The 24,146-nt window shown below is 55.1% G+C and carries 23 protein-coding genes; 11 read left to right on the top strand and 12 right to left on the bottom strand.

The genetic code is table 11. The features are described from left to right. The first annotated feature begins 4 nt into the window (after window positions 1-4). The 4 genes from fdxH (at window position 5) to M2416_RS24105 (ending at window position 3,576) form a co-directional block, all read left to right on the top strand. Window positions 5-907: a formate dehydrogenase subunit beta gene (gene fdxH, locus M2416_RS24120; RefSeq protein WP_076947939.1), complete on the top strand. Its 903-nt coding sequence runs from the start codon at window positions 5-7 to the stop codon at window positions 905-907. Then, entirely contained in the window at window positions 904-1,539 is a 636-nt protein-coding gene (gene fdoI / locus M2416_RS24115) for a formate dehydrogenase cytochrome b556 subunit (protein ID WP_041143394.1), read from the top strand. Before fdxH ends, fdoI begins: the two co-directional genes overlap by 4 nt. Further along, window positions 1,536-2,465: a formate dehydrogenase accessory protein FdhE gene (gene fdhE, locus M2416_RS24110; protein WP_041143393.1), complete on the top strand. Its 930-nt coding sequence runs from the start codon at window positions 1,536-1,538 to the stop codon at window positions 2,463-2,465. Before fdoI ends, fdhE begins: the two co-directional genes overlap by 4 nt. A gap of 190 nt (window positions 2,466-2,655) precedes the next feature. Next, entirely contained in the window at window positions 2,656-3,576 is a 921-nt protein-coding gene (locus tag M2416_RS24105) for an alpha/beta hydrolase (RefSeq protein WP_259227291.1), read from the top strand. 15 nt (window positions 3,577-3,591) lie between these two features. Here the strand turns inward: M2416_RS24105 and fabY are convergent, their stop codons facing one another. The 5 genes from fabY to typA form a co-directional block, all read right to left on the bottom strand. Further along, window positions 3,592-4,533, bottom strand: a complete 942-nt coding sequence (fabY, locus tag M2416_RS24100; RefSeq protein ID WP_076947937.1) for a fatty acid biosynthesis protein FabY — start codon at window positions 4,531-4,533, stop codon at window positions 3,592-3,594. A gap of 44 nt (window positions 4,534-4,577) precedes the next feature. After that, complete coding sequence (gene dtd / locus M2416_RS24095) at window positions 4,578-5,015, bottom strand: D-aminoacyl-tRNA deacylase (RefSeq protein WP_045853698.1); 438 nt, start codon at window positions 5,013-5,015, stop codon at window positions 4,578-4,580. Continuing rightward, window positions 5,012-5,872 (bottom strand): virulence factor BrkB family protein, encoded by an 861-nt coding sequence (locus M2416_RS24090; RefSeq protein ID WP_132514422.1) that lies wholly within the window; start codon window positions 5,870-5,872, stop codon window positions 5,012-5,014. The genes dtd and M2416_RS24090 overlap by 4 nt, the downstream gene beginning before the upstream one ends. A 2-nt stretch (window positions 5,873-5,874) precedes the next feature. Further along, window positions 5,875-6,465, bottom strand: coding sequence for a glucose-1-phosphatase (gene yihX / locus M2416_RS24085; RefSeq protein WP_041143389.1), 591 nt, complete (start codon window positions 6,463-6,465; stop codon window positions 5,875-5,877). A 134-nt stretch (window positions 6,466-6,599) separates the two neighbouring features. Continuing rightward, window positions 6,600-8,423 (bottom strand): ribosome-dependent GTPase TypA, encoded by a 1,824-nt coding sequence (typA, locus tag M2416_RS24080; RefSeq protein WP_076947936.1) that lies wholly within the window; start codon window positions 8,421-8,423, stop codon window positions 6,600-6,602. Window positions 8,424-8,802: 379 nt separating this feature from the next. Between typA and glnA the strand changes: the two genes are divergently transcribed. The 3 genes from glnA (at window position 8,803) to glnG (ending at window position 12,867) form a co-directional block, all read left to right on the top strand. Further along, on the top strand, window positions 8,803-10,212 hold the full coding sequence (glnA, locus tag M2416_RS24075) for a glutamate--ammonia ligase (RefSeq protein WP_041143387.1): 1,410 nt from the start codon (window positions 8,803-8,805) through the stop codon (window positions 10,210-10,212). Between the two features lie 187 nt (window positions 10,213-10,399). After that, the gene (gene glnL / locus M2416_RS24070) at window positions 10,400-11,449 is read left to right on the top strand and encodes a nitrogen regulation protein NR(II) (RefSeq protein ID WP_041143386.1); all 1,050 of its coding nucleotides are present in this window, start codon (window positions 10,400-10,402) and stop codon (window positions 11,447-11,449) included. Window positions 11,450-11,457: 8 nt separating this feature from the next. Then, window positions 11,458-12,867: a nitrogen regulation protein NR(I) gene (gene glnG, locus M2416_RS24065; protein ID WP_041143385.1), complete on the top strand. Its 1,410-nt coding sequence runs from the start codon at window positions 11,458-11,460 to the stop codon at window positions 12,865-12,867. 69 nt (window positions 12,868-12,936) lie between these two features. Here the strand turns inward: glnG and hemN are convergent, their stop codons facing one another. Together hemN and yihI are read right to left on the bottom strand one after the other, a co-directional pair. Then, window positions 12,937-14,310: an oxygen-independent coproporphyrinogen III oxidase gene (gene hemN / locus M2416_RS24060; RefSeq protein ID WP_259227281.1), complete on the bottom strand. Its 1,374-nt coding sequence runs from the start codon at window positions 14,308-14,310 to the stop codon at window positions 12,937-12,939. Window positions 14,311-14,498: 188 nt separating this feature from the next. Next, window positions 14,499-15,005 carry a Der GTPase-activating protein YihI gene (gene yihI / locus M2416_RS24055; protein ID WP_041143383.1) on the bottom strand — a complete coding sequence of 169 codons (507 nt, stop codon included), beginning with the start codon at window positions 15,003-15,005 and terminating at the stop codon, window positions 14,499-14,501. A gap of 594 nt (window positions 15,006-15,599) precedes the next feature. Here yihI and yihA point away from each other — a divergent pair. Then, a complete protein-coding gene (yihA, locus tag M2416_RS24050) occupies window positions 15,600-16,232 on the top strand; it encodes a ribosome biogenesis GTP-binding protein YihA/YsxC (RefSeq protein ID WP_041143382.1) in 633 nt (210 codons plus the stop codon). 147 nt (window positions 16,233-16,379) lie between these two features. Here yihA and spfP read toward each other — a convergent pair whose 3' ends face one another. Both spfP and polA read right to left on the bottom strand, forming a co-directional pair. Further along, window positions 16,380-16,427: a small protein SpfP gene (spfP, locus tag M2416_RS27065; RefSeq protein ID WP_071892919.1), complete on the bottom strand. Its 48-nt coding sequence runs from the start codon at window positions 16,425-16,427 to the stop codon at window positions 16,380-16,382. Between the two features lie 165 nt (window positions 16,428-16,592). Next, window positions 16,593-19,379, bottom strand: coding sequence for a DNA polymerase I (gene polA, locus M2416_RS24045; protein ID WP_076947934.1), 2,787 nt, complete (start codon window positions 19,377-19,379; stop codon window positions 16,593-16,595). Between the two features lie 395 nt (window positions 19,380-19,774). Between polA and M2416_RS24040 the strand changes: the two genes are divergently transcribed. Further along, on the top strand, window positions 19,775-20,674 hold the full coding sequence (locus M2416_RS24040) for an acyltransferase (RefSeq protein ID WP_076947933.1): 900 nt from the start codon (window positions 19,775-19,777) through the stop codon (window positions 20,672-20,674). Between the two features lie 51 nt (window positions 20,675-20,725). On the opposite strand, the gene dsbA is transcribed toward M2416_RS24040, so the two are convergent. From dsbA to M2416_RS24025, 3 genes are all read right to left on the bottom strand, one after another. Further along, window positions 20,726-21,349: a thiol:disulfide interchange protein DsbA gene (dsbA, locus tag M2416_RS24035; RefSeq protein ID WP_041143379.1), complete on the bottom strand. Its 624-nt coding sequence runs from the start codon at window positions 21,347-21,349 to the stop codon at window positions 20,726-20,728. 27 nt (window positions 21,350-21,376) lie between these two features. Continuing rightward, complete coding sequence (locus M2416_RS24030) at window positions 21,377-22,363, bottom strand: serine/threonine protein kinase (protein WP_041143378.1); 987 nt, start codon at window positions 22,361-22,363, stop codon at window positions 21,377-21,379. A gap of 75 nt (window positions 22,364-22,438) precedes the next feature. Further along, the gene (locus tag M2416_RS24025; RefSeq protein ID WP_045853708.1) at window positions 22,439-22,708 is read right to left on the bottom strand and encodes a YihD family protein; all 270 of its coding nucleotides are present in this window, start codon (window positions 22,706-22,708) and stop codon (window positions 22,439-22,441) included. A gap of 71 nt (window positions 22,709-22,779) precedes the next feature. Between M2416_RS24025 and mobA the strand changes: the two genes are divergently transcribed. Both mobA and mobB read left to right on the top strand, forming a co-directional pair. After that, a complete protein-coding gene (mobA, locus tag M2416_RS24020) occupies window positions 22,780-23,370 on the top strand; it encodes a molybdenum cofactor guanylyltransferase MobA (RefSeq protein WP_259227274.1) in 591 nt (196 codons plus the stop codon). Further along, window positions 23,367-23,879 carry a molybdopterin-guanine dinucleotide biosynthesis protein MobB gene (gene mobB / locus M2416_RS24015; RefSeq protein WP_259227273.1) on the top strand — a complete coding sequence of 171 codons (513 nt, stop codon included), beginning with the start codon at window positions 23,367-23,369 and terminating at the stop codon, window positions 23,877-23,879. The genes mobA and mobB overlap by 4 nt, the downstream gene beginning before the upstream one ends. Window positions 23,880-24,146: the final 267 nt, after the last annotated feature.

Genomic DNA, 24,146 nt, shown 5'->3' with positions numbered 1-24,146 from the left:
ACTTATGGCTTATCAATCGCAAGACATTATTCGTCGTTCCGCGACTAACGGTTTCACCCCCGCGCCTCAGGCGCGGGACCACCAGCAGGAGGTGGCGAAGCTTATCGACGTCACCACCTGCATCGGCTGTAAAGCCTGTCAGGTGGCCTGTTCAGAGTGGAACGATATCCGTGATGAGGTCGGTCACAACGTCGGGGTGTACGACAACCCGGCGGATCTGACCGCCAAATCCTGGACGGTGATGCGCTTCTCGGAAGTGGAGCAAAACGACAAGCTGGAGTGGCTGATCCGTAAGGATGGCTGCATGCACTGCGCCGATCCGGGCTGCCTGAAGGCGTGTCCGGCAGAAGGCGCTATCATTCAGTATGCTAACGGTATCGTTGATTTCCAGTCCGAGCAGTGCATCGGCTGCGGCTACTGCATTGCCGGCTGTCCGTTCGACGTGCCGCGCCTCAACCCGGAAGACAACCGCGTCTACAAGTGCACGCTGTGCGTCGATCGCGTCAACGTCGGCCAGGAGCCGGCCTGTGTGAAAACCTGCCCGACCGGCGCTATTCACTTTGGCTCCAAAGAGGATATGAAAGTGCTGGCAGGCGAGCGCGTTGCCGAGCTGAAAACCCGCGGTTATGACAACGCGGGCCTGTACGATCCGGCCGGCGTCGGCGGTACGCACGTGATGTACGTCCTGCATCATGCAGACAAGCCGAATCTGTACCACGGCCTGCCGGAAAACCCGGAAATCAGCGCCACCGTGAAGTTCTGGAAAGGCATCTGGAAACCGCTCGCGGCGGTGGGCTTTGCCGCGACCTTCGCAGCCAGCATCTTCCACTACGTCGGCGTCGGTCCGAACCGTGCGGAAGAGGAAGAAGACAACCTGCATGAAGAGAATGACGAGGTGCGCAAATGAAAAGACGTGACACCATCGTGCGCTACACGGCGCCGGAGCGAATCAACCACTGGGTGACTGCCTTCTGCTTTATGCTGGCGGCCATCAGCGGGCTGGGGTTCTTTTTCCCCTCCTTCAACTGGCTGATGCAGATTATGGGCACCCCGCAGCTGGCGCGAATTCTGCACCCGTTTGTCGGGGTTATCATGTTTGCCTCGTTCATCATCATGTTTTTCCGCTACTGGCATCACAACCTAATCAATCGGGATGATATCTTTTGGGCGAAGAATATTCGTAAGATCGTCGTCAACGAGGAGGTAGGTGACACCGGGCGCTATAACTTCGGCCAGAAATGCGTATTCTGGGCGGCGATTATTTTCCTGGTTCTGCTGCTGATAAGCGGCGTGATCATCTGGCGTCCGTATTTTGCGCCTGCGTTCTCAATCCCGGTGATCCGATTTGCGCTAATGCTGCATTCATTTGCCGCAGTGGCGTTAATTGTGGTTATCATGGTGCATATCTACGCCGCCCTGTGGGTGAAAGGCACCATTACCGCGATGGTGGAAGGTTGGGTTACCAAATCATGGGCGAAGAAACATCACCCACGCTGGTATCGCGAAGTCCGCCAGAAACAGGAAAAAAAGACTGAATGAGTATTCGCATAATCCCGCAAGATGAGCTGGGTTCGAGCGAGAAACGCACGGCGGAATATATTCCGCCGCTACTGTTCCCCAGGCTAAAAAATCTTTATAACCGCCGCGCCGAGCGCCTGCGCAAGCTGGCGGAGAGCAACCCGCTGGGCGACTATCTGCGCTTTGCCGCGCTGATCGCCCACGCCCAGGAAGTGGTACTGTATGACCATCCGCTGCAGATGGATTTGACGGCCCGCCTCAAAGAGGCGAATGCCCAGGGCAAACCGCCGCTGGATATTCACGTCCTGCCGCGCGATAAGCACTGGCACAAGCTGCTGCATTCGCTTATCGCCGAGCTGAAGCCGGAAATGAGCGGCCCGGCGCTGGCGGTCATCGAAAACCTGGAAAAAGCGTCCGAACAGGAGCTTGAGCTGATGGCGAACGCGCTTTTCGCGTCCGACTTTGCTTTGGTCAGCAGCGATAAGGCCCCGTTTATCTGGGCCGCGCTGTCGCTCTACTGGGCGCAGATGGCGAGCCTGATCCCCGGTAAAGCCCACGCCGAGTACGGCGAACAGCGTCAGCACTGCCCGGTTTGCGGCTCGATGCCGGTCTCCAGCATGGTGCAAATCGGTACCACTCAGGGGCTGCGCTACCTGCACTGCAATCTGTGCGAAACCGAATGGCACGTCGTGCGCGTGAAGTGCAGCAACTGCGAACAGAGCCGCGATTTGAACTACTGGTCGCTGGACAACGAGCAGGCGGCGATCAAGGCTGAAAGCTGCGGCGACTGTGGGACCTACCTGAAGATTATGTATCAGGAAAAAGATCCCAACGTCGAAGCCGTCGCTGACGATCTGGCTTCGCTGGTGCTGGACGCCCATATGGAGCAGGAAGGTTTTGCCCGCAGCTCGATCAACCCGTTTATGTTCCCGGGTGAAGGCGAATAAAAGGTAGTTGATGGCCGGGTAACGCAGGTTGCCCGGCCAGCCATCAGGCCGCACAGGCCGAAGCCTCACCGACGTTATCCGCGCCCTTTTGTACACTACCTCCCCCGCACCTGTCCCGAATAATCCCGTGTTCATCCGCCATAAACCAGGCTATAAAGCTGTATATCCATACAGAAAAAAGGAGTGAGAGATGACGCTGGAAAAAGGCATTAACCACCTGGTGGATGAGTTTATCGCGGCGGGCCGCCCCTCTTCGCGGGAGCAGAATATTGATGACCGGAGAGCGGGCTACGTGGCAAGCGTGGTGCTGGCCGGCGCGCCTGAAACCCGCGTGCAGGTCGAGGATATCGCCTTAGAAGGCATGACCTTTCGCGTGGTATCGCCGCTTGATGCCGAGGGCGCGCTGCCCACCGTTATTTACTATCACGGCGGCTGTTTTATCAGCGGCGGCTTTGCTACCCACGATCGGCAGCTTCGACAGCTGGCGTATGAGAGCCGCTGCCGGATCATCGCCGTGCAGTACCGGCTGGCGCCCGAACATACCTTCCCTGCCGCACATGACGATGCGCAGCGCGGCGCCGAAATTATCCACCGCCATGCCGGGCGGCTGGGGGTCGATACCTCACGCATAACGCTTGCCGGAGACAGCGCCGGCGGCCATCTGGCCCTGGTTACCGCCCTGCGCCTGAAAGCCGCGGCAGAGTGGCAGCCCGCCGGGCTTATCCTGATTTACCCGATGCTGGACGCCACCGCCCGCTCGGCAAGCTACGTCAGCAACGGCGAAGATTACATCATCACCCGGGATACGCTGCTGAGCGGCTACGAGATCTATCTCTCGTCGACCGACGCTTCCCACCCGGAGGCGAGCCCGCTGTGGCGAGAAGACTTCTGCGGCCTGCCGCCGGTGCATATTATTACCGCAGAGTACGACCCGCTGCGTGATGAAGGTGAGGCGCTATATCGCCGGCTGCTCGAGCAGAACGTCGAGTGCAGCGCTCAGCGCTATCTCGGGGTTATTCACGGCTTCTTTCAGCTTGCGGGGATAAGCCCGGCGGCGCGGGACGCTATGCGGGATATCGCCTGGCGAAGCGGTTCACCAGGCGCCGCATAAGGCAGGAGAGGCGGGCTACTCTTCTTCGTTGCCGCCCTCTTCGTACGAGCCAAACGGCTTCGCGGGCAGAACGATATAAATGCCTTCAAAAACGGCACCCAGGTTCTCATCGCCAAACAGCTCAACCTGCAGCTGTACCCGCGCCTTTCGGCCGCGAGCGAGGCGGTCAAGATCGCCGCTTAAGGAGCCGAGGTCCGCCACCGCGCTCGGGCGACCGCTGATCGGCTGGCTGTAGCGGATATGCGCGTCGGCGAGGATAATCGTTCCGCCGAGGTGCCGCTCGCGCAGCATCAGCCAAATAAGCCCCCAGCCGGTGAGAGTTGCCTGGGAAAAGAGGCTCCCGGCAAACAGCGTGTGGTGCGGATTCTGGTTGCCGGCTTCCGGCATGGTGGTGATGAATTTTTTCCCGGTGTACTGCTGAATACGCACGCCCATTTTTTCACTGAGCGGAATGTGCTGATACCAGGCCTGCTGCAGCTGTCCGCACCAGTCGCCGCGGTGAAGAATGTCGTCCAGCGAGGCAATCGGCTTGATCATCAGGAAATGGCGGATAGGCGTGGTGCTTGGCGTAGTTATCTCACCCTGGTTAACGAACCCCAGCTTGGCGAAGAAATCCACCGCGTCCTCGCGGGCGCTGCAGGTTACGCGCTTCACCCCTTCCTGACGCGCCACCGACTCCAGGGTCATCGCCATTAAGGTCCCGAGCCCTTTATCCTGTACGGAAGGGTGCACCGCCATAAAGCGAATAGAGGCTTCATTTTCGGCGTTCACGTACAGCCGCCCTACGGCGACCAAATTGCCGTCCTCATCGACCACCATCTGGTGATGCGCCATGGCATCCCAGGCATCGCGTTCCGACCCTTTTGGCTGATGCAGCGGCTTACGCAGCATCTCCCAGCGGAACTGATAGTAGCTCTCTAACTCTTCTTCTGTTTGCGGTACACGAAGGTGATACATAGCTGTACTCTCTTTTGTTACCCGCAGCCGGCCCGGAAGCTGACTCATACCTGTAACCAGAAGGTGACAGGGCCATCATTGACCAGCGAGACCTGCATATCCGCAGCGAATCTCCCGGTCTGTGTGTGCATTTCCTGCTGGCGGCAGCGCGCGACGAAATAGTCGTACAGCGCCTCAGCGGCATCAGGCGCGGCGCCTTTTGAGAAGCCCGGGCGCATGCCGCGCTCGGTATCCGCAGCCAGCGTAAACTGGGAAACTACCAGCACGCTACCGCCAGCCTGCTGGACGTTAAGATTCATTTTGCCTTCCGCATCGCTAAAGATGCGGTAGCCGAGCACGCGTTCACAGAGACGGTTCGCCTTCTGCTCATCGTCATCTTTCTCGACCCCTAGCAGCACCAGAAGCCCCGGGCCGATTTCGCCCGTCACCTCGCCCTCCACGGTAACGCTTGCACGGGATACGCGTTGAATTAATGCAATCATGGTTGTTCTGTTTCTTCTTTTTTTAGTTTGCGGTATTCCCCGAGAGTGACAGTAATTTCAGCCCCAAGCAAGACGATACACCACGTCCAGTACACCCAAACAAACAAAAGGGGCACCACGGCTATAACGCCATAAATCAGCTGGTACGACGGAAAGGCGGTGATATACAGGGCAAACGCTTTTTTACCGGCCTCAAACAGCAGCGCGGCCACCAGCGAACCAATCAGCGCGTCGCGGTTTCGCACCTGCGTCGTCGGGACAATGCTGTAAAGCAGCCAAAACGCCGCCCACGATAGAATCAGCGGGAAGATGCGCAGCACGTCATCAATGACGCTATTGAGCTCGCTGGCCCAGCGCAGCGACAGCAGGTATGAGCTGATCGCCAGGCTAGCCCCCGCCAGTAAGGGTCCGAGGGTCAGGATCATCCAGTAGACCGCAAAAGAGTAAATTTTTGGCCTGGCGCGCGGGCTGCGCCAGATGGTATTCAGCGCGCTATCTATCGAATACATCAGCAGCAGCGACGTCACGATCAGCCCGCAGGCGCCTACCGCCGTCATTCGGCTGGAGTTCGCGACAAACTGCTCGATATAGCGCTGAATGACGTCCCCCGTCGCCGGGATAAAGTTGGCAAAGATGAAGTGGCGTATCTGCCCGCTCACTTCAGAAAACATGGGAAAGGCGGAGAAAAGCGCGAACACCACGGCAATCAGCGGCACCAGCGCGAGTAACGACACGTAGGCAAGATTCCCTGCCAGCGTCGTCATATTGTCTTCATCAATCCGGTGCCACAGCAGCTTTAGCCAGGCCAGCAGCGGACGGCAGCGATGCTTTGCTTTTTGATGAACGGTTTTTAACATAATCATTGCGCAAAGTAGTCGGGGATAGTCTCCTTTCCGGTCACCAAAATGCTGGTTATTCCCAGCCGGTTCGCGCCGGCAATATTCTCGGCATTATCGTCAAAGAAGACCGTATCGGCAGCGGAAAATCCCTCCTGCTGCAGAACGCTTTGGTAGATCCGCTCCTCGGGCTTACGCATCCCCATCTCCTGCGAAAGATAGATACGGTCGGCCGCGGCGCGCACCTGCGGATATTCATCTGGCCAGAAAGTGGTGTGCAGGCGGTTGGTATTCGACAGCACGACGACGCGGTGTCCCTGTTCGCGTAGCTTGTGCATAATCGCGATGACCTCCGGACGCAGCGCCACAAACACGGCCTGCCAGCCGTGGGAAAACTGCTCATAGCTCAGCGCCATATTCATCTCATGGCACATCGCTTCAGCGAAGGCTTCATCGCTGATTTCACCGCGCTCGTGCTGGCGAAACGCCTCACCCATGGTGAAGTGCTGCTTCAGCGTCGCCAGCGGAATGCGGCTTAAATCACTCCACGTCCCGAGTACCCGGTTGAAGTCGATGTCGACAATCACATTACCTAAATCAAAGATATAGAGCATGGCCCTCTCCTTTTGCACCGTGGAAAATTAACTGTAGCGGGAAAGGCGAGGTTTGACTATGAGGTGGGGGCTTTGGAGACAAAAAAGAAACCCCGCCATTAAGGCGGGGTTTAGATATCAACGGACGGCGAGAATTAGTCTTCTTTCGCACCGCGCATAGCGCGTTTACGATCGTTCTCGGTCAGGTGACGTTTACGAATACGTACGGAAGCAGGGGTAACTTCTACCAGTTCGTCGTCATCGATGAACTCGAGAGCTTGCTCCAGAGACATCTTGATCGGCGGAACCAGAACCGTTGCTTCGTCAGTACCTGACGCACGCATGTTGGTCAGTTTCTTACCGGTCAGGCAGTTTACAGTCAGGTCGTTAGAACGACTGTGAATACCGATGATCTGGCCTTCGTAAACTTCAGCACCGTGGCCCAGGAACAGCTTGCCGCGGTCCTGCAGGCTGAACAGTGCGAACGCAACTGCTTTACCCTGACCGTTGGAGATCAGTACGCCGTTCTGACGCTGGCCAACATCGCCCGCACGAATATCATCGTAGTGGCTGAAGGTGGAGTACAGCAGACCGGTACCGGAGGTCATGGTCATGAACTCAGAACGGAAGCCAATCAGGCCACGGCTTGGGATCACGTAGTCGAGACGTACGCGGCCCTTGCCATCTGGATTCATGTTTTTCAGGTCGCCTTTACGCTCACCCAGAGCCTGCATCACGGAACCCTGATGCTGCTCTTCAACGTCCAGCGTGACGTTTTCGAACGGCTCTTGTTTGCGGCCATCGATTTCGCGGAAGATAACTTTCGGACGGGAAACCGCCATTTCGAAACCTTCACGACGCATGTTCTCGATAAGAACGGACAGGTGCAGTTCGCCACGGCCAGAAACGCGGAATGCGTCCGCATCCGGAGTCTCTTCAACGCGCAGCGCTACGTTGTGTACCAGCTCTTTGTTCAGGCGATCGAGGATCTGGCGAGAAGTAACGTACTTACCTTCTTTACCACAGAACGGAGAGGTGTTAACGCAGAAGAACATAGAAACGGTCGGTTCATCAACGGACAGCGGCGGCAGCGCTTCGACGTTCTGCGGATCGCAGATGGTGTCGGAGATGTTCAGCTCGCCCAGACCGGTGATTGCGATGATATCGCCAGCTTCCGCGACGTCAGTCTCGATACGTTCCAGACCGAGGTGGCCCAGGACTTTACCGACTTTACCGTTACGGGTTTTGCCTTCGCTATCAATCAGAGTGACCTGCTGGTTCGGCTTCACTTTACCGCGCTTGATGCGACCAATGCCGATTACGCCAACGTAGTTGTTGTAATCAAGCTGGGAGATCTGCATCTGCAGCGGGCCATCACTATCAACGTCCGGAGCCGGTACGCGATCGATGATGGTCTGATACAGCGGAGTCATGTCTTCAGCCATATCTTCGTGGTCCAGACCCGCGATACCGTTCAGCGCAGATGCGTAAACGATAGGGAAGTCCAGCTGCTCATCAGTTGCGTCGAGGTTAACGAACAGATCGAAGACCTGATCGACAACCCAGTCAGGGCGTGCGCCCGGACGGTCAACTTTGTTGATGACCACGATCGGCTTCAGGCCGTGGGCAAAGGCTTTCTTGGTGACGAAGCGCGTTTGCGGCATCGGACCGTCAAAGGCATCAACCACCAGCAGCACAGAATCAACCATGGACATAACACGCTCAACTTCACCTCCGAAGTCGGCGTGCCCTGGGGTATCAACGATGTTGATACGGTAATCATTCCATTTGATTGCGGTGTTTTTCGCGAGGATGGTAATCCCACGCTCTTTCTCCAAATCGTTGGAGTCCATCACACGCTCTTGTGTTTCGGCACGTGCATCGAACGTACCGGATTGCTGGAGCAGCTTGTCGACCAGGGTAGTTTTACCATGGTCAACGTGCGCGATGATGGCGATGTTACGCAGATTTTCGATCACAAACTTTGCCTCAGGCATTAGAAATAGCGCGTTATTGTACACGTAATAAGCGAAGGACTGAACAGGATCACAAACATCCTCCGCAAACAAGTATTGCAGAGTTTCTTTGTGATCGCTTTCACGGAGCGATAAAAGGGCACCGTAACAAAAACTGCACCAAAATGGTGCTCAATGCTCACACTGAAGCACTACTTTGGTGCATTATTCCTATCATGGTGCAGTTCTTTTGCACTATGGTGCGCATGATACAGCGTTTTGCATAGCATTTAAAAGTTGGCACAGATTTCGCTTTATCTATTTTAAGGCAACAACGCCACTTTAAGTAGTAAAAAAGTTTTCGTTACCACGACGACAATGACCAATCCGGGAGAGTTTAAGTATGTCCGCTGAACACGTTTTGACGATGCTGAACGAGCACGAAGTGAAGTTTGTCGATTTGCGCTTCACCGATACCAAAGGTAAAGAACAGCACGTCACAATTCCTTCTCATCAGGTTAATGCCGAATTCTTCGAAGAAGGCAAAATGTTTGATGGCTCCTCGATTGGTGGCTGGAAAGGTATTAACGAATCTGACATGGTTCTGATGCCGGATGCGACCACCGCGCTGATCGACCCGTTCTTCGAAGAACCGACGCTGATCATTCGCTGCGATATCCTGGAACCAGGCACCCTGCAGGGCTACGACCGTGACCCGCGCTCCATCGCTAAACGCGCTGAAGAGTACCTGCGTTCTACCGGCCTGGCAGATACCGTACTCTTCGGGCCAGAGCCAGAGTTCTTCCTGTTTGACGACATCCGCTTTGGTGCTTCTATCTCCGGTTCCCACGTGGCTATCGACGATATCGAAGGCGCATGGAACTCCTCCACCAAATACGAAGGTGGCAACAAAGGTCACCGTCCTGGCGTGAAAGGCGGCTACTTCCCGGTTCCACCGGTTGACTCCTCTCAGGACATCCGCTCTACCATGTGTATGATCATGGAAGAGATGGGCCTGGTTGTTGAAGCTCACCACCACGAAGTCGCCACTGCTGGTCAGAACGAAATCGCTACCCGCTTCAACACCATGACCAAAAAAGCGGACGAAATTCAGATCTACAAATACGTTGTGCACAACGTTGCTCACCGCTTTGGTAAAACCGCGACCTTTATGCCAAAACCAATGTTTGGCGATAACGGTTCCGGCATGCACTGCCACATGTCCCTGTCCAAGAACGGCGTAAACCTGTTCTCTGGTGACAAATATGCTGGCCTGTCAGAGCAAGCGCTGTTCTACATCGGCGGCGTAATCAAACACGCTAAAGCGATTAACGCCCTGGCTAACCCGACCACCAACTCCTACAAGCGTCTGGTCCCGGGTTACGAAGCACCGGTTATGCTGGCTTACTCTGCCCGTAACCGTTCTGCCTCTATCCGTATTCCGGTGGTCACCTCTCCGAAAGCGCGTCGTATCGAAGTGCGCTTCCCGGACCCGGCTGCCAACCCGTACCTGTGCTTCGCTGCGCTGCTGATGGCTGGTCTTGACGGTATCAAGAACAAAATCCATCCGGGCGAAGCCATGGACAAAAACCTGTATGACCTGCCGCCGGAAGAAGCGAAAGAGATCCCACAGGTTGCTGGCTCTCTGGAAGAAGCACTGAACGCGCTGGACGCTGACCGTGAGTTCCTGACCGCGGGTGGCGTATTCACCAACGACGCTATCGATGCCTACATCGCCCTGCGTATTGAAGAAAACGACCGCGTACGCATGACTCCGCACCCGGTTGAGTTCGAGCTGTACTACAGCGTCTAATTTTGCTGTAAATCCTCGGTATTCCGTGTTGTGGCGTGGGATACCAGGGATATTTTGTTGCCGTGGAAACTTTCAGCCCATCTCAGGATGGGCTTTTTTCTCCACCAACATGCTGATCTTATGCGCTTTTTACTTATAAAAAGCTATACTGCACTAAAATAGTGCACTCTTTTCAGGAGACTGTCAGATGGCAACAGGCACTCAGCCCGATGCTGGGCAGATCCTTAACTCTTTAATCAACAGCATCTTATTGGTCGATGACGACCTGGCGGTGCACTACGCGAACCCGGCGGCGCAGCAGCTGCTGGCCCAAAGTTCACGCAAGCTGTACGGCACGCCACTCCCCGAGCTGTTGAGCTACTTTTCGCTGAATATCGGTCTGATGCAGGAGAGCCTGCAGGCGGGCCAAGGCTTTACCGACAACGAAGTCACCCTGGTGATCGATGGCCGCTCGCATATCCTGTCATTAACCGCACAGCGCCTGCCTGAAGGGCAAATCCTGCTGGAAATGGCCCCCATGGATAACCAGCGGCGTCTGAGCCAGGAGCAGCTGCAGCACGCGCAGCAAATCGCGGCGCGTGATTTAGTCCGCGGTCTGGCCCACGAGATTAAAAATCCGTTGGGCGGCCTGCGGGGTGCGGCGCAGCTGCTGAGCAAGGCGTTACCCGATCCGGCGCTGATGGAATACACCAACGTCATTATTGAGCAGGCCGACCGCTTGAGAAACCTGGTCGATCGCCTGCTGGGACCGCAGCACCCCGGAATGCACGTCACCGAAAGCATCCATAAAGTCGCTGAGCGGGTGGTGAAGCTGGTGTCGATGGAGCTGCCGGACAACGTCAAGCTTATCCGTGATTACGACCCTAGCCTGCCGGAGCTGGCGCACGATCCGGACCAAATTGAACAGGTCCTGCTGAATATCGTACGCAATGCGCTGCAGGCGCTGGGGCCAGAAGGCGGAGAAATTATTCTGCGCACCCGTACCGCCTTCCAGCTGACGCTGCATGGCGTACGCTACCGTCTCGCCGCACGCATTGATGTGGAAGACAACGGCCCGGGAATTCCGTCCCATTTACAGGATACGCTTTTTTATCCTATGGTCAGCGGTCGCGAAGGCGGTACCGGTCTGGGGCTTTCCATTGCCCGCAGTCTTATCGATCGACACTCCGGCAAAATTGAATTTACCAGTTGGCCAGGGCATACCGAATTCTCGGTATTCCTGCCTATTCGGAAGTAGAGGTGTTTATGCAACGAGGGATAGCCTGGATCGTTGATGACGATAGCTCCATCCGTTGGGTGCTTGAACGCGCGCTCACCGGGGCAGGCTTGAGTTGTACAACGTTTGAAAGCGGCAACGAGGTGCTTGATGCACTCACCACCAAAACCCCGGATGTACTGCTGTCTGATATTCGGATGCCGGGGATGGATGGGCTCGCGCTGCTGAAACAAATTAAGCAACGCCATCCGATGCTTCCGGTCATCATAATGACCGCGCATTCGGATCTGGATGCGGCAGTAAGCGCCTATCAGCAGGGTGCCTTTGATTATCTGCCGAAACCTTTTGATATTGATGAAGCCGTGGCGCTGGTTGACCGCGCTATCAGCCACTATCAGGAGCAGCAGCAGCCGCGAAATGCGCCGATAAACAGCCCAACGGCCGATATCATCGGTGAAGCGCCGGCGATGCAGGATGTTTTTCGCATTATCGGCCGCCTGTCGCGCTCTTCTATTAGCGTGCTGATCAACGGTGAATCCGGTACCGGTAAAGAGCTGGTCGCTCACGCTCTACACCGCCACAGCCCGCGGGCGAAGGCGCCGTTTATCGCGCTGAATATGGCCGCAATCCCAAAAGACCTGATCGAGTCCGAGCTGTTCGGTCACGAGAAAGGGGCGTTTACCGGCGCCAATACCGTGCGCCAGGGCCGCTTTGAGCAGGCCGATGGCGGCACGCTGTTTCTCGATGAAATTGGCGATATGCCGCTGGACGTGCAGACGCGCCTGCTGCGCGTGCTGGCCGACGGTCAGTTCTATCGCGTTGGCGGCTATGCGCCGGTGAAGGTGGACGTCAGGATCATTGCCGCGACCCACCAAAACCTCGAGCAGCGCGTCCAGGAGGGTAAATTCCGTGAGGACCTGTTCCACCGTCTGAACGTGATTCGCGTCCATCTGCCGCCGCTGCGCGAGCGTCGGGAGGATATCCCGCGTCTGGCTCGTCACTTCCTGCAGGTTGCGGCGCGCGAGCTGGGCGTTGAAGCTAAGCTGCTGCACCCGGAAACGGAAACGGCGCTCACCCGCCTGGCCTGGCCCGGCAACGTGCGTCAGCTCGAAAATACCTGCCGCTGGCTGACGGTGATGGCCGCCGGTCAGGAGGTGCTGACCCAGGATCTTCCCAGCGAGCTGTTTGAAACCTCGGTACCGGACAGCCCCACGCATATGCAGCCGGATAGCTGGGCGACGCTGCTGGGACAGTGGGCCGATCGCGCCCTGCGATCCGGTCATCAAAACCTGCTCTCTGAGGCTCAGCCGGAAATGGAGCGGACGCTGCTGACCACCGCCCTGCGCCATACGCAGGGACACAAGCAGGAGGCTGCACGCCTGCTGGGATGGGGACGAAACACGCTTACCCGCAAGCTGAAAGAGTTGGGAATGGAATAACGCTGTTCGCGCTGGCCGCTCGGCCAGCCGCTTCATCGCCCCGGTAACCCTGCGTCGCCGGGGTTTTGCTTAAATAACCCGTGAGAACTGCTGCATGCGCGCTTTCTGGCGCAGATAGGTATCAAAACACATGCAGACGTTGCGGATCAGCAGGCGGCCTTTCGGCGTGACCTGAATCCCCTTTTCATCGACGTCCACCAGCCCATCTTTCGCCAGCGGTGCGAGCAGCTGCAAATCTTCGGCAAAATAGTGCTGACAATCGATATCCCACTGGGCGGTGACGGCAGCAAAATCGAGACGGAAATTACAGATCAGCGATTTGATGACGTCCCGGCGTATGCAGTCATCGCGGGTCAGCGCAATACCGCGCCACAGGGCGTTCCCGGTTTCATCAACCTGCTGATAGTAGTGCTTCAGTTCTTTCTGGTTCTGCGCGTAGCAGTCGCCAATCATGCTGATCGCAGAAACGCCCATCCCCAGCAGGTCGGTGTCGCCCTGGGTGGTGTAGCCCTGGAAGTTGCGATGCAGCACGCCTTCACGCTGAGCAATCGCCAGCTCGTCATCCGGGCGCGCAAAATGATCCATGCCGATAAACTGGTAGCCGGCATCGGTGAGTGAGCCAATCGTCTCCTGCAGGATATCCAGCTTCTGTTCCGCCGTAGGCAGGTCCGCATCTTTGATTTTACGCTGCGCGGCAAAGAGCGTGGGCAGATGCGCATAGTTAAATACGCTCAGGCGATCGGGGTTGAGTTCGGCCACCTTCTGCAGCGTAAAGGCAAAACTTTCCGGCGTTTGCTTTGGCAGGCCATAAATCAGATCGATATTGGTAGAGGTAAACCCAATATCACGCGCATGGTTAAGCAGAGCAAAGATAAAGTCTTCATCCTGCTCGCGGTTAACCAGACGCTGCACCTCTTTATTGAAGTCCTGCACGCCCATACTCAGGCGATTGAAGCCCTCAGCGCGCAGGTGGTCAAGCACGTCCAGCTCAATTTCCCGCGGATCGACTTCAATTGAAATCTCGGCATCGGCAATAAAACTGAAGTGGGTGCGCAGCAAATTCATCAGCCGGCTGATTTGTTCTTTATTCAGATAGGTTGGCGTTCCGCCGCCCCAGTGCAGCTGGTGGACCTGGCGTTCGCTAAACAGCGGGGCCCGATGAATAATCTCCTGCTCGAGCACGTCCAGGTACTGGTCGGCCTTATGCTGCTGGCGGGTCACAATTTTATTGCAGCCGCAGAAATAGCAGAGCTTATGGCAAAACGGGATATGCACGTACAGCGATAGCGGGCGCTGCGGATAGCGGGCCACCGCCTCGTCGAACTCAGCGGCGCCAAATTCGGGAGAAAACTCCAGCGCGGTGGGGTACGAGGTATAACGCGGCCCGGAATAGTTATATTTTTGGATCAGGGCCAGATCCCAGTCGATTAACTGCACAGACATGCTCACTCCTTCCGATGGTGCCGCCGGCGGGTACGCCGCCCCGGCCCAACCGCACTTCGGGTAATGAGCCGGTTGCGCAGCCATTTCTGACGCCGCGACAACCGTCGTAGTTTAGCGAATAACCACAGCAGATAACACATAACCAGAAGGGTTATAAGCAGGACCGGGAATCCGACTGAGTGCAAACGTTAGTTTCCACCCTTCAGCAGGCGCATCATATCTTCCTTGCGCTCTTCTTCTTCCTCATCTTCGTCATCGTCGTAGGAGAGGCCGAGCTGCTGCATAAGCTCATCAATGCGATCGAGCTTGGCATCAACCCAGGTCTGCTCTTCAGCATTCAGGGAACCACCCTCTTCCAGACGTTCCAGCAGCGCGTCCAGGCGCTCATCGTTTTCCAGCAAATCCAGCTCAGCCTGCGGTGAAAGCATAGGTTTCTCGCTCTTCGGTTTGTGCTGCTTAGTAGCCGGGGTGCTCTCGGTCACGCCCAGCGGAATCGGTTTCTTGCTACCAATACGCGGATCTTGCTGCTGACCTGTTTTTTTGCCAGCCGAAGAGGCTTCGCCGCCGGTGGCACGACTTCCTGCCGTATGACCGCGATGCTTCTTCTGACGCTTGCGATCGCGGGATTCCTGATTCATTTCTTCACGCGTCTTACGCTGTGTTTTACCACGGGATACAGATGTCGGTTTTTTCATGGTGTGTAATCTTCAGATCGTTTTCTTCAGTATAGAATTGAGGCGGAATCTAGCAGAAAGCAAGCAAAGAAAAAAGGCGACAGATTACTCTGTCGCCTTTTTCCTCACGAACAACCCTTAAAGGGTTTCCACTTTCCATGTTAGCTAACGACAAACCCTGTCTTTCCCTTAGCTAATAACGTTCCTTGTTACATCCCTTTCCCTTTGAAAACGTCTCCAGACGCTGGTCATCCTGACAATCCCTGGTCTTCGCCTCCTGGCGCTCCCTGACCGCTCATCCTGAGCCCTGTTCCTGTTGGCATCCTCGCCTTGACCACTACTTTACCGGGTTAAAGGAATCCTACAACCAGGTAGCGAGCAAAAAGGCAATTTTCAGAATTTTCTTCAAGGCATAATATATTGATAAATAATGACTTTATCCATTAACTCACCACGCTTGTTCATGGATTTCCCATACCACGAATGGTCAATGTCTCACAAAGCGTAGGGTTTTCACCTACAGCCGCCTTAATTTGCGGGGTGCGGTAAAAACAGCCTTTTTCTGTTGTTCAGGTATAATCCCCGCCATAGCCTTATTTAACGGAGACGACAGTCTTGACCAACTGGAACTATCAACAGACGCATTTTGTCACCAGCGCACCGGATATCCGCCATCTTCCTTCCGATACAGGAATCGAAGTGGCGTTTGCCGGCCGCTCAAATGCCGGGAAATCCAGCGCCCTGAATACGCTGACGAATCAGAAAAGCCTGGCGCGAACCTCAAAAACGCCGGGACGTACCCAGCTGATTAACCTGTTCGAAGTTGCCGACGGTAAACGCCTGGTCGATTTACCGGGCTACGGCTACGCTCAGGTCCCCGAGGAGATGAAGATCAAATGGCAGCGGGCGCTGGGTGAATACCTTGAAAAACGCCTGTGTCTGAAAGGACTGGTTATTTTGATGGATATTCGCCATCCGCTGAAAGACCTCGACCAGCAGATGATCGAATGGGCCGTAGAAAGCGATATCCAGGTGCTGGTGCTGCTGACTAAGTCCGATAAGCTGGCCAGCGGGGCCCGTAAAGCGCAGCTCAATATGGTGCGTGAGGCGGTACTCGCCTTTAACGGCGATGTGCAGGTTGAGGCGTTCTCTTCGCTGAAGAAATCAGGCGTCGATAAGCTGCGGCAGAAGCTCGATAGCTGGTTTAACGAAATCCCTCCTCAGGAAGAGATCGAAGACGGGGAGTAATCTCCGCCAGACTCCCCGGATAACGGCGCTTAGCGCCTTATTCGGGCGACAAAATCAGGCCAGCTGTCACCATTCCGGTCGCTAAAAACTTTTCTTTCGCGCAATAAAAAACGCCCCGGTCATAAATGACCGGGGCGGCTAAAATATTCAGCCAAATCCGATTACGTGAAGTAAAAGGTCTGAAAGATAGAACATCTTACCTCTGTACCCTACGTCATTAACTCTACTCTTCTTTCAGTTAGGGAGAAAGCACTTTTTGTAGTTTTTTTTCACTCTTTACATAGCAAATTCGAATGATCGTCACAAAACGCTATAAGTTATGTTGCTTACTTACAGAAAAACGCTCTCTCCACGAAATACTTAGTGCGCTTGATCCCAGTTTTCTCCGCTACCCACTTCCACCAGCAGCGGAACCGCCAGCGTGGTGCTGTTTTCCATTAATTCATGGACCTTTTTCGCCACGCTATCGAGGTCATCTTTATGCACTTCAAAGACCAGTTCATCGTGCACCTGCATAATCATCCGCACCCGCGGCTTCTCGGTCAGCAGCCACTCATCAACGGCAATCATTGCCCGCTTAATGATATCTGCCGCAGTCCCCTGCATTGGCGCGTTGATTGCCGCTCGCTCAGCGCCCGCACGACGTGCGCCGTTGCTGGATTTGATGTCCGGGAGATAGAGCCGACGACCGTCCAGGGTTTCAACATATCCCTGCTCTTTCGCCTGCGCGCGGGTGCGCTCCATATAATCCAACACGCCCGGATAGCGCTCGAAGTAGAGATCCATATACTTTTGCGCTTCTCTGCGCGGGATATTGAGCTGGCGCGCGAGGCCGAATGCGCTCATGCCGTAGATCAAACCAAAGTTGATCGCTTTAGCGCTACGACGCTGCTCGCTGCTGACGCTTTCCAGCGGCAGGCTAAAGACCTCCGCCGCCGTCGCCCGGTGGATATCTTTCCCTTCAGCAAAAGCGGTCAGCAGGCCATTATCACGAGATAAATGGGCCATGATGCGCAGTTCAATCTGCGAGTAGTCGGCAGAGACGATGAGATAATCCTGCGGCGCGATAAACGCCTGACGAATGCGTCGCCCTTCCTCGTTACGCACCGGTATATTTTGCAGGTTAGGGTCCGTTGAAGAGAGTCGCCCGGTCGCGGTAACGGCCTGATGGTATGAGGTATGGACCCGGCCGGTTTTGGGGTTAATCATCAGCGGCAGCTTATCGGTATACGTCGACTTCAGCTTGGCTAGCCCACGGTACTCAAGAATCACCTTCGGCAGCGGATAGTCCAGCGCCAGCTCTTCCAGCACCTCTTCCGAAGTCGATGGCGCGCCGCCCGGGGTTTTCTTCAGCGGTTTAATGCCCTGCTTTTCAAACAGAATCGTTTGCAGCTGCTTCGGTGAGGAGAGATTGAACTCTTCTCCGGCGATCTCATAGGCCTTCTGCTCCAGCTCAACCAGGCGCTTAGCGATCTCCTGAGAATGGGCATGCAGCACCGCCGGATCAATTTTAACCCCGTTGCGCTCAACGCGCGATAGCACCGGTACCAGCGGCATCTCGATGTTTTTAAACACGTGCAGCGGCCCTTCGTGCTGCTGCAGCTTCGGCCACATCTTCAGGTGCAGCTGCAGAGTAACGTCGGCATCTTCAGCCGCATAGCGGCCCGCTTCTTCCAACGCAATCTGGTTAAACGTAAGCTGATTCTTTCCTTTGCCGGCAATCTCTTCAAAGGTGATGGTTTTATGCTGAAGCCAGCGATCGGAGAGGCTGTCCATGTCATGACGCCCCGCCACGCTATCAAGGATGTAGGACTCCAGCATCGTATCAAAGGCAATGCCGCGGAGCTCAATGCCATAGTTCGCCAAAATCCCGCGGTCGTACTTCAGGTTTTGCCCAACTTTGAGGAGGCTATTATCTTCCAGCAGCGGCTTGAGCAGCTCAAGCACGCGATCGCGCGGGATCTGATCCGGCGCATCGAGATAATCATGCGCAACAGGCACATAGGCCGCAACGCCGGGTTCGATAGCGAACGACAGGCCGACCATGTTGGCCGAGATGTTATCCAGGCTGTCCGTTTCCGTATCGAAAGCAAACAGCGGCGCTTTTTTGAGCTTCTCAATCCACGCCGTTAGCGTCTCTTCATCAAGAATGGTGACGTAGTTTTCGGCAGACAGCGTTGCCGCAGCTTCAACAACCTCTTCTTCAGCCACCGCCGCTTGCGCCGGTTTTGCCGCAGGCTTGCTCCCTTTTGCCTGCATCCATTTGCCGGACTCCACGTCGGTAATCCAGCGCTTGAATTCATACTTTTTGAACAGCGTCAGCAGATCGTCCGCCGCCGGTTCCAGAACCAGCAGCTCTTCGCAGCTCAGATCCAGCTCCACGTCTGTTTTAATGGTCGCCAGCTGATAGGAGAGGTACGCCACCTCTTTATTCTGCTCGAGCTTCGCCGCCATTGTTTTGGCGCCACGGAAGCTCAGGCCAGCGATTTTTTCCGCTTCGGCATACAGCGTATCAAGGCCACCCAATCCCTGTAGCAGGGCCTGAGCGGTTTTCTCTCCGACTCCCGGAACGCCTGGAATGTTATCCGAGGAGTCGCCCATCAGGGCGAGGAAATCGATGATCAGCTCTGGCGGAACGCCGTACTTCGTCACCACTTCATCCGGGCCGAGGATCGTATTGGTCATGGTGTTAATTAGGGTGATACCCGGAGTGACCAGCTGGGCCATGTCCTTATCGCCGGTACTGATCAATACCGGGCGACCCGCTTTTTCGGCCTCACGCGCCAGGGTGCCAATCACATCGTCAGCCTCCACGCCCGGTACCGCCATCAGCGGCAGGCCCATGGCTTTCACCATCGTGTGCAGCGGCTCAATCTGCGCGCGCAGATCGTCGGGCATCGGCGGCCGGTGGGATTTGTAGTGCTCAAACAGTTCGTCACGGAAAGTTTTTCCTTTGGCATCAAACACCACCACGGCATGGGTGGGCTGGTACTGCAGGATCAGGCTTCGCAGCATATTCAGCACGCCATACATTGCGCCGGTCGGCTCGCCAGCGCTGTTGGTCAGCGGCGGGAATGCGTGATACGCCCGGTAAAGGTAAGAGGAGCCGTCAACGAGGATGAGAGGGTTTTCAGGGATCTGAACCATAATTTCCGTGCCTGTTTATCAGATTATGGATAAAGGATGCCACAGACAGGCATGAAAACCTGAATTTTTCCCACATTTCGCCGAAAAGATTCATCGATCCGGTCGATCCTGCGGTACGGCTATCTGTGGATAAGTTTGTGCATAGTTTTAGGCCGGTAACCATCGTGTATGAAAAAAAGCGCGCGTCATTATAATTAGTTTTTATTTATCATGTGGTTATATATAGATTATTGATTTAAAGCCGTCACGATGACTCAATGCTCCATGTGGATATAAGATCCGCCTGTTTTTCTATTCTCGTTAGACCCGTCATTTGCTGCGTTTTCTGATAAAATCAGGCTCTTGCGCTGTTTAATCGCGCTCTTTCTCAGCCTAACTTTCTGAATAAAATAACTATGTCGAGATTACTCGCAGCGATAACGCTTCCTCTTAGTATCGCTCTTACCATCCTGGTCACCATTATTTGTTCCGTACCGATTATTATCGCCGGAGTGATTAAACTGCTGGTGCCGATCCCTGCGGTATGGCGCGCTATCTCTCATTTTTGTAATTTCATGATGTACTGCTGGTGCGAAGGGCTGGCGCTGCTGCTGTACCTCAACCCGGAGCTGAAGTGGGACGTGCAGGGTCTTGAAGGGCTGAATAAAAAGAACTGGTATCTGCTTATTAGCAACCATCACAGCTGGGCAGATATCGTGGTGCTCTGCGTACTGTTCCGCAAGCATATACCGATGAACAAATACTTCCTCAAGCAGCAGTTAGCCTGGGTGCCTTTTATCGGTCTTGCCTGCTGGGCGCTGGATATGCCCTTTATGCGCCGCTACTCGCGAGGCTATCTCATTCGCCATCCGGAGCGCCGCGGCAAAGATGTGGCAACGACCCGTCGTTCCTGCGAGAAATTCCGCGCTTATCCAACGACCATCGTTAACTTTGTAGAAGGGTCACGTTTCACCGAGGAGAAACAGCACCAGACTCGTTCGCCTTATAGCAACTTATTGCCACCAAAGGCGGCAGGCGTTGCGATGGCTCTGAACGTACTGGGCAGTCAGTTCGATAAGCTGCTGGACGTGACATTATGCTATCCGCAGAATAACCGGCGCCCCTTTTACGACATGCTTAGCGGCCGCCTCACGCGAATTGTGGTCCGCGTTAATCTGATGCCCGTCGCTGAAGAGCTGTACGGTGATTACGTGAATGATAAGAACTTTAAACGTCGCTTTCAGCGCTGGCTGAACGAGTTATGGCAAGAAAAAGACGCCCGGCTGACGGAAATGCTGCAACGGCAGGAAAAGTAACTTTATTGAGCCCGAAAACAACAACGCCGGTCAGTGACCGGCGTTATTTTTTTATTTCTTCTCAACCAGCTGCTTAACGGTATCAGCATACTGGGCGACAAATGCGTCCATATTGCTGGTATCCATCCCCTGCGGGTTCAGCTGATACTTACCATTAACATACATCGCCGGTACGCCCTGCAGCTGCAGGTCAGCCGCGGCTTTTTCCTGCTGGGCAACCAGAGATTTCACCACGAAGCTGTTCCAGGCCGCATCGTAATCTTCACCCTTCACGCCGGCATCAACGAAGACTTTACGAATATCGGCAACGGTCTGCACGGTTTGTGTTTTCTGCACCGCCTCAAACATCGGCACGGTGATCCGATCTTCAACGCCCAGCGCCATGGCCACCGCCCACGCCTGAGTTAAATCTTTGCCCAGCGGGCCAAGGAACTCAACGTGGTACTTCGTCATTTTGACGCCTTCCGGCAGCTTTTTCTTCACGTTGTCAGAAACGTGCAGCACTTCTTCAAACTGATAGCAGTGCGGGCAGTAGAACGAGAAGAATTCGAGCACCTGCGGCTCGCCGGCAACCGGCTTCTCGAGGGTAATGTACTGCTTGCCGTCGGTTATCTGGGCAGCGGATGCACTAAAAGCCAGAATCATACCAGCCAGCGCCAGCCAAATTTTTTTCATTTTTAACTCTCTCCTGGAAATATCAGATTAATACATTGGCGTTAACTGAAGAGGGGGTTCCTGTAGAACCTTCACCTGCTCAAGAAAAGTTTTGGTCTGCCCGCGCCAGTAGTCTTCCCCGGTAAGCCATGGGAAGTTGATAGGGAAGGCAGGATCGTCCCAGCGTCGGAGCAACCACGCAAGGTAGTAGACTAAGCGCATCGCGCGTAACGGTTCGATGAGGGCAATTTCGTCGGTGTTAAACGGGCTGAACTCTTCATAAGCTTCAACGATCGTCTCCAGCTGCATGCGCTGTTCGGCTTTATCACCGTTCAGCAGCATCCAGAGATCCTGAATAGCGGGGCCGTTGCGGGCATCATCCAGATCGACAAAAAGCGGGCCATCGCGCCAGAGGATATTTCCGGCATGGCAGTCACCGTGCAGGCGCAGGATCTTAGCGCCGCCGTCCCACTTCGCCGTGACCGCCTCGATCAGCTTATCCGCCGCAGCGAGAAAACGCTTCTTCAGGCCGGCCGGTATCAGCGTTGAGTGCTCAAATACCGCGCGCGGTTCGAGTAAATATTCCTTAATGCCGATCTCTGGTCGGGCAACAAAGAGCTGCTTGCGCCCGGTTTGATGCAGGCGACCAAGAAAACGCCCTACCCATTCCATCTGATCAAGGTTATCCGCTTCAAACTGACGCCCGCCCAGGCTTGGGAAAACGGCAAAGAAGAAGCCCTGGTGTTGATGAAGCGAGCGATCGTTGAAGAGCAGCGGCGCGGCGACGGGCACCTCATCCTGCTCTAGCTGGAAGGTAAACTGGTGTTCTTCGAGGATCTGTTCGGCAGACCAACGCTCAGGACGATAGAACTTCACCACATAGCGGCGGCGATCTTCGTCCTGAAACTGGTAAACGCGGTTTTCATAGCTATTAAGCGGGGTGAGACCTGAGTCTACCCGCATCCCCAGATCAAACAGGCCATCGATGATGGTATCCGGGTGAAGCGTCTGAAAATTGAAAGCCTTATCGTGCATCCTGACATCCGATAATCGTACGAATAGTTCAGGATATCATCTCATAACTCATTCTGTGGTCGCACTTACAACCTTTTACTCTTTAATCACGCCGCGAGCGCGCAGTAGCGCCGTTTTGAAATCTTCTTCGTAGTCTTTCTTAATCCCCGGAATAACGGCTTCTTTTGTCGAGTCACGCATCTTCAGATGGTAAATAAGAATATCGTCAGAAAGATCGGCGAGTTCCCCCTTATAACCGGCCTCTTTCGCCAGTTTCTGCAAGAATTGAATCAGATTCAGTTCCGGCTCTTTTTGCCAGGCTGGCTGGAGGAGTTCAATAACTTCATTCAGGCGTTTACATTTCATGCTCATGCTCCTTACTCTTGATAGGGACAAGTTAACAGGGTCAATCCCACAATGAAAGAGGCGATATTTCTATGCAAGGCGAGGCAATAACCGGCGTCGTGCTGGCCGGCGGAAAAGCCACGCGGATGGGCGGAGTGGATAAAGGACTGCAGCTGCTAAACGGGCAGCCGCTATGGCGCTATGTTACGGATGCGCTGCAACCGCAGGTGACCAATCTGGCGATCAGCGCCAACCGTAATCTGCAAAGTTGGCAAGCCACGGGTTACCCAATCTATACCGATAGCCTTAGCGATTTTCCCGGACCGCTGGCCGGTATGCTGTCGGTGATGCAGCAGATAGAGTGCCCCTGGTTTGTATTTTGCCCCTGTGACACGCCGTTTATTCCGCCGTTTCTGGTTGCGCGTTTGATGCAGCAGAAGCAGGCCTCACCGGTGGTCTGGGCGCACGATGGGGAGCGGGATCACCCCGCTATCGCCCTGATACATCGTCGGCTAATACCCCAGCTGGAGGCCTATCTGGCGGCCGGCGAACGGCGGGTGATGGTCTTTATGCGCCAGGCAGGCGGACATAGCGTCGATTTTAGCGACGTAAAGTCTGCGTTTATTAATGTGAATACGCTTGCTGACTTACAGCATATTCACGATATGCAGGAGCCGTTATGATCCCTGTTTTAGCAATTTCTGCCTGGAGCGGAACCGGTAAAACAACGTTATTAAAGCAGCTGATCCCGGCATTGTGCGCCGAGGGGTTGCGCCCAGGTTTGATAAAGCATACCCATCACGATATGGATGTCGATAAGCCAGGGAAAGACAGCTATGAGCTGCGCAAAGCAGGCGCCGCGCAGACGATTGTCGCCAGTACGCAGCGCTGGGCGCTGATGACTGAAACTCCGGATCAAGAAGAAGTAGACCTGCCGTGGCTGGTTAGCCGGATGGATGCCTCAAAGCTGGACGTTGTGCTGGTAGAGGGTTTTAAGCATGAACCTGTGCCTAAGATCGTGCTTTATCGGCAAAACGGCGGCCATTGTGTTGAGGATCTTGTTATTGATAAGTACGTTATTGCGGTGGCCAGCGATTCGCCGGTGACGACTTCTTTGCCCCAGCTGGATTTAAATGATCTTGCGCAGATCGCGGCATTTATTGTCCGCTGGTTAGAAGAACAACGCGGGTGACGAGAGGCAGCTTAACGGCTAAAGGGTCAGGGATCGCGGCGCGCAGCGCCCGATCCGGGCGGCGTCCGGCCGTTTTCCTTAAACCGCAGACAACAAAAAACCCCATGCTTCGCATGAGTTTTCTTTGTTTATTTGATGCCTGGCAGTTTATGGCGGGCGTCCTGCGGGCCGTTTCGCGCCTGAATAAGCAGAGATAGCGGCACGAATCGCCCGATCCGGGCGGCGTCCGGCCGCTTTTCCTTAAACCGCAGACAACAAAAAAACCCC

Source organism: Klebsiella sp. BIGb0132, from assembly GCF_024810075.1.
Lineage (GTDB): Bacteria > Pseudomonadota > Gammaproteobacteria > Enterobacterales > Enterobacteriaceae > Klebsiella > Klebsiella terrigena.
Note: the sequence above shows the minus strand (reverse complement) of the source record. Positions and strands in the feature narration are given on the sequence as shown.

Bases quoted from the DNA above. Each gene is read 5' to 3' on its own strand.
- M2416_RS24040 (WP_076947933.1), top strand. From the start codon at position 19,775: ATGTCGAGATTACTCGCAGCGATAACGCTTCCTCTTAGTATCGCTCTT.
- M2416_RS24030 (WP_041143378.1), bottom strand. From the start codon at position 22,363: ATGCACGATAAGGCTTTCAATTTTCAGACGCTTCACCCGGATACCATC.
- dtd (WP_045853698.1), bottom strand. From the start codon at position 5,015: ATGATTGCATTAATTCAACGCGTATCCCGTGCAAGCGTTACCGTGGAG.
- M2416_RS24105 (WP_259227291.1), top strand. From the start codon at position 2,656: ATGACGCTGGAAAAAGGCATTAACCACCTGGTGGATGAGTTTATCGCG.
- M2416_RS24025 (WP_045853708.1), bottom strand. From the start codon at position 22,708: ATGAAATGTAAACGCCTGAATGAAGTTATTGAACTCCTCCAGCCAGCC.
- hemN (WP_259227281.1), bottom strand. From the start codon at position 14,310: ATGTCTGTGCAGTTAATCGACTGGGATCTGGCCCTGATCCAAAAATAT.
- fdoI (WP_041143394.1), top strand. From the start codon at position 904: ATGAAAAGACGTGACACCATCGTGCGCTACACGGCGCCGGAGCGAATC.
- glnG (WP_041143385.1), top strand. From the start codon at position 11,458: ATGCAACGAGGGATAGCCTGGATCGTTGATGACGATAGCTCCATCCGT.
- yihX (WP_041143389.1), bottom strand. From the start codon at position 6,465: ATGCTCTATATCTTTGATTTAGGTAATGTGATTGTCGACATCGACTTC.
- fabY (WP_076947937.1), bottom strand. From the start codon at position 4,533: ATGTATCACCTTCGTGTACCGCAAACAGAAGAAGAGTTAGAGAGCTAC.
- fdhE (WP_041143393.1), top strand. From the start codon at position 1,536: ATGAGTATTCGCATAATCCCGCAAGATGAGCTGGGTTCGAGCGAGAAA.
- M2416_RS24090 (WP_132514422.1), bottom strand. From the start codon at position 5,872: ATGTTAAAAACCGTTCATCAAAAAGCAAAGCATCGCTGCCGTCCGCTG.
- glnL (WP_041143386.1), top strand. From the start codon at position 10,400: ATGGCAACAGGCACTCAGCCCGATGCTGGGCAGATCCTTAACTCTTTA.
- glnA (WP_041143387.1), top strand. From the start codon at position 8,803: ATGTCCGCTGAACACGTTTTGACGATGCTGAACGAGCACGAAGTGAAG.
- yihI (WP_041143383.1), bottom strand. From the start codon at position 15,005: ATGAAAAAACCGACATCTGTATCCCGTGGTAAAACACAGCGTAAGACG.
- dsbA (WP_041143379.1), bottom strand. From the start codon at position 21,349: ATGAAAAAAATTTGGCTGGCGCTGGCTGGTATGATTCTGGCTTTTAGT.
- fdxH (WP_076947939.1), top strand. From the start codon at position 5: ATGGCTTATCAATCGCAAGACATTATTCGTCGTTCCGCGACTAACGGT.
- mobA (WP_259227274.1), top strand. From the start codon at position 22,780: ATGCAAGGCGAGGCAATAACCGGCGTCGTGCTGGCCGGCGGAAAAGCC.
- mobB (WP_259227273.1), top strand. From the start codon at position 23,367: ATGATCCCTGTTTTAGCAATTTCTGCCTGGAGCGGAACCGGTAAAACA.
- polA (WP_076947934.1), bottom strand. From the start codon at position 19,379: ATGGTTCAGATCCCTGAAAACCCTCTCATCCTCGTTGACGGCTCCTCT.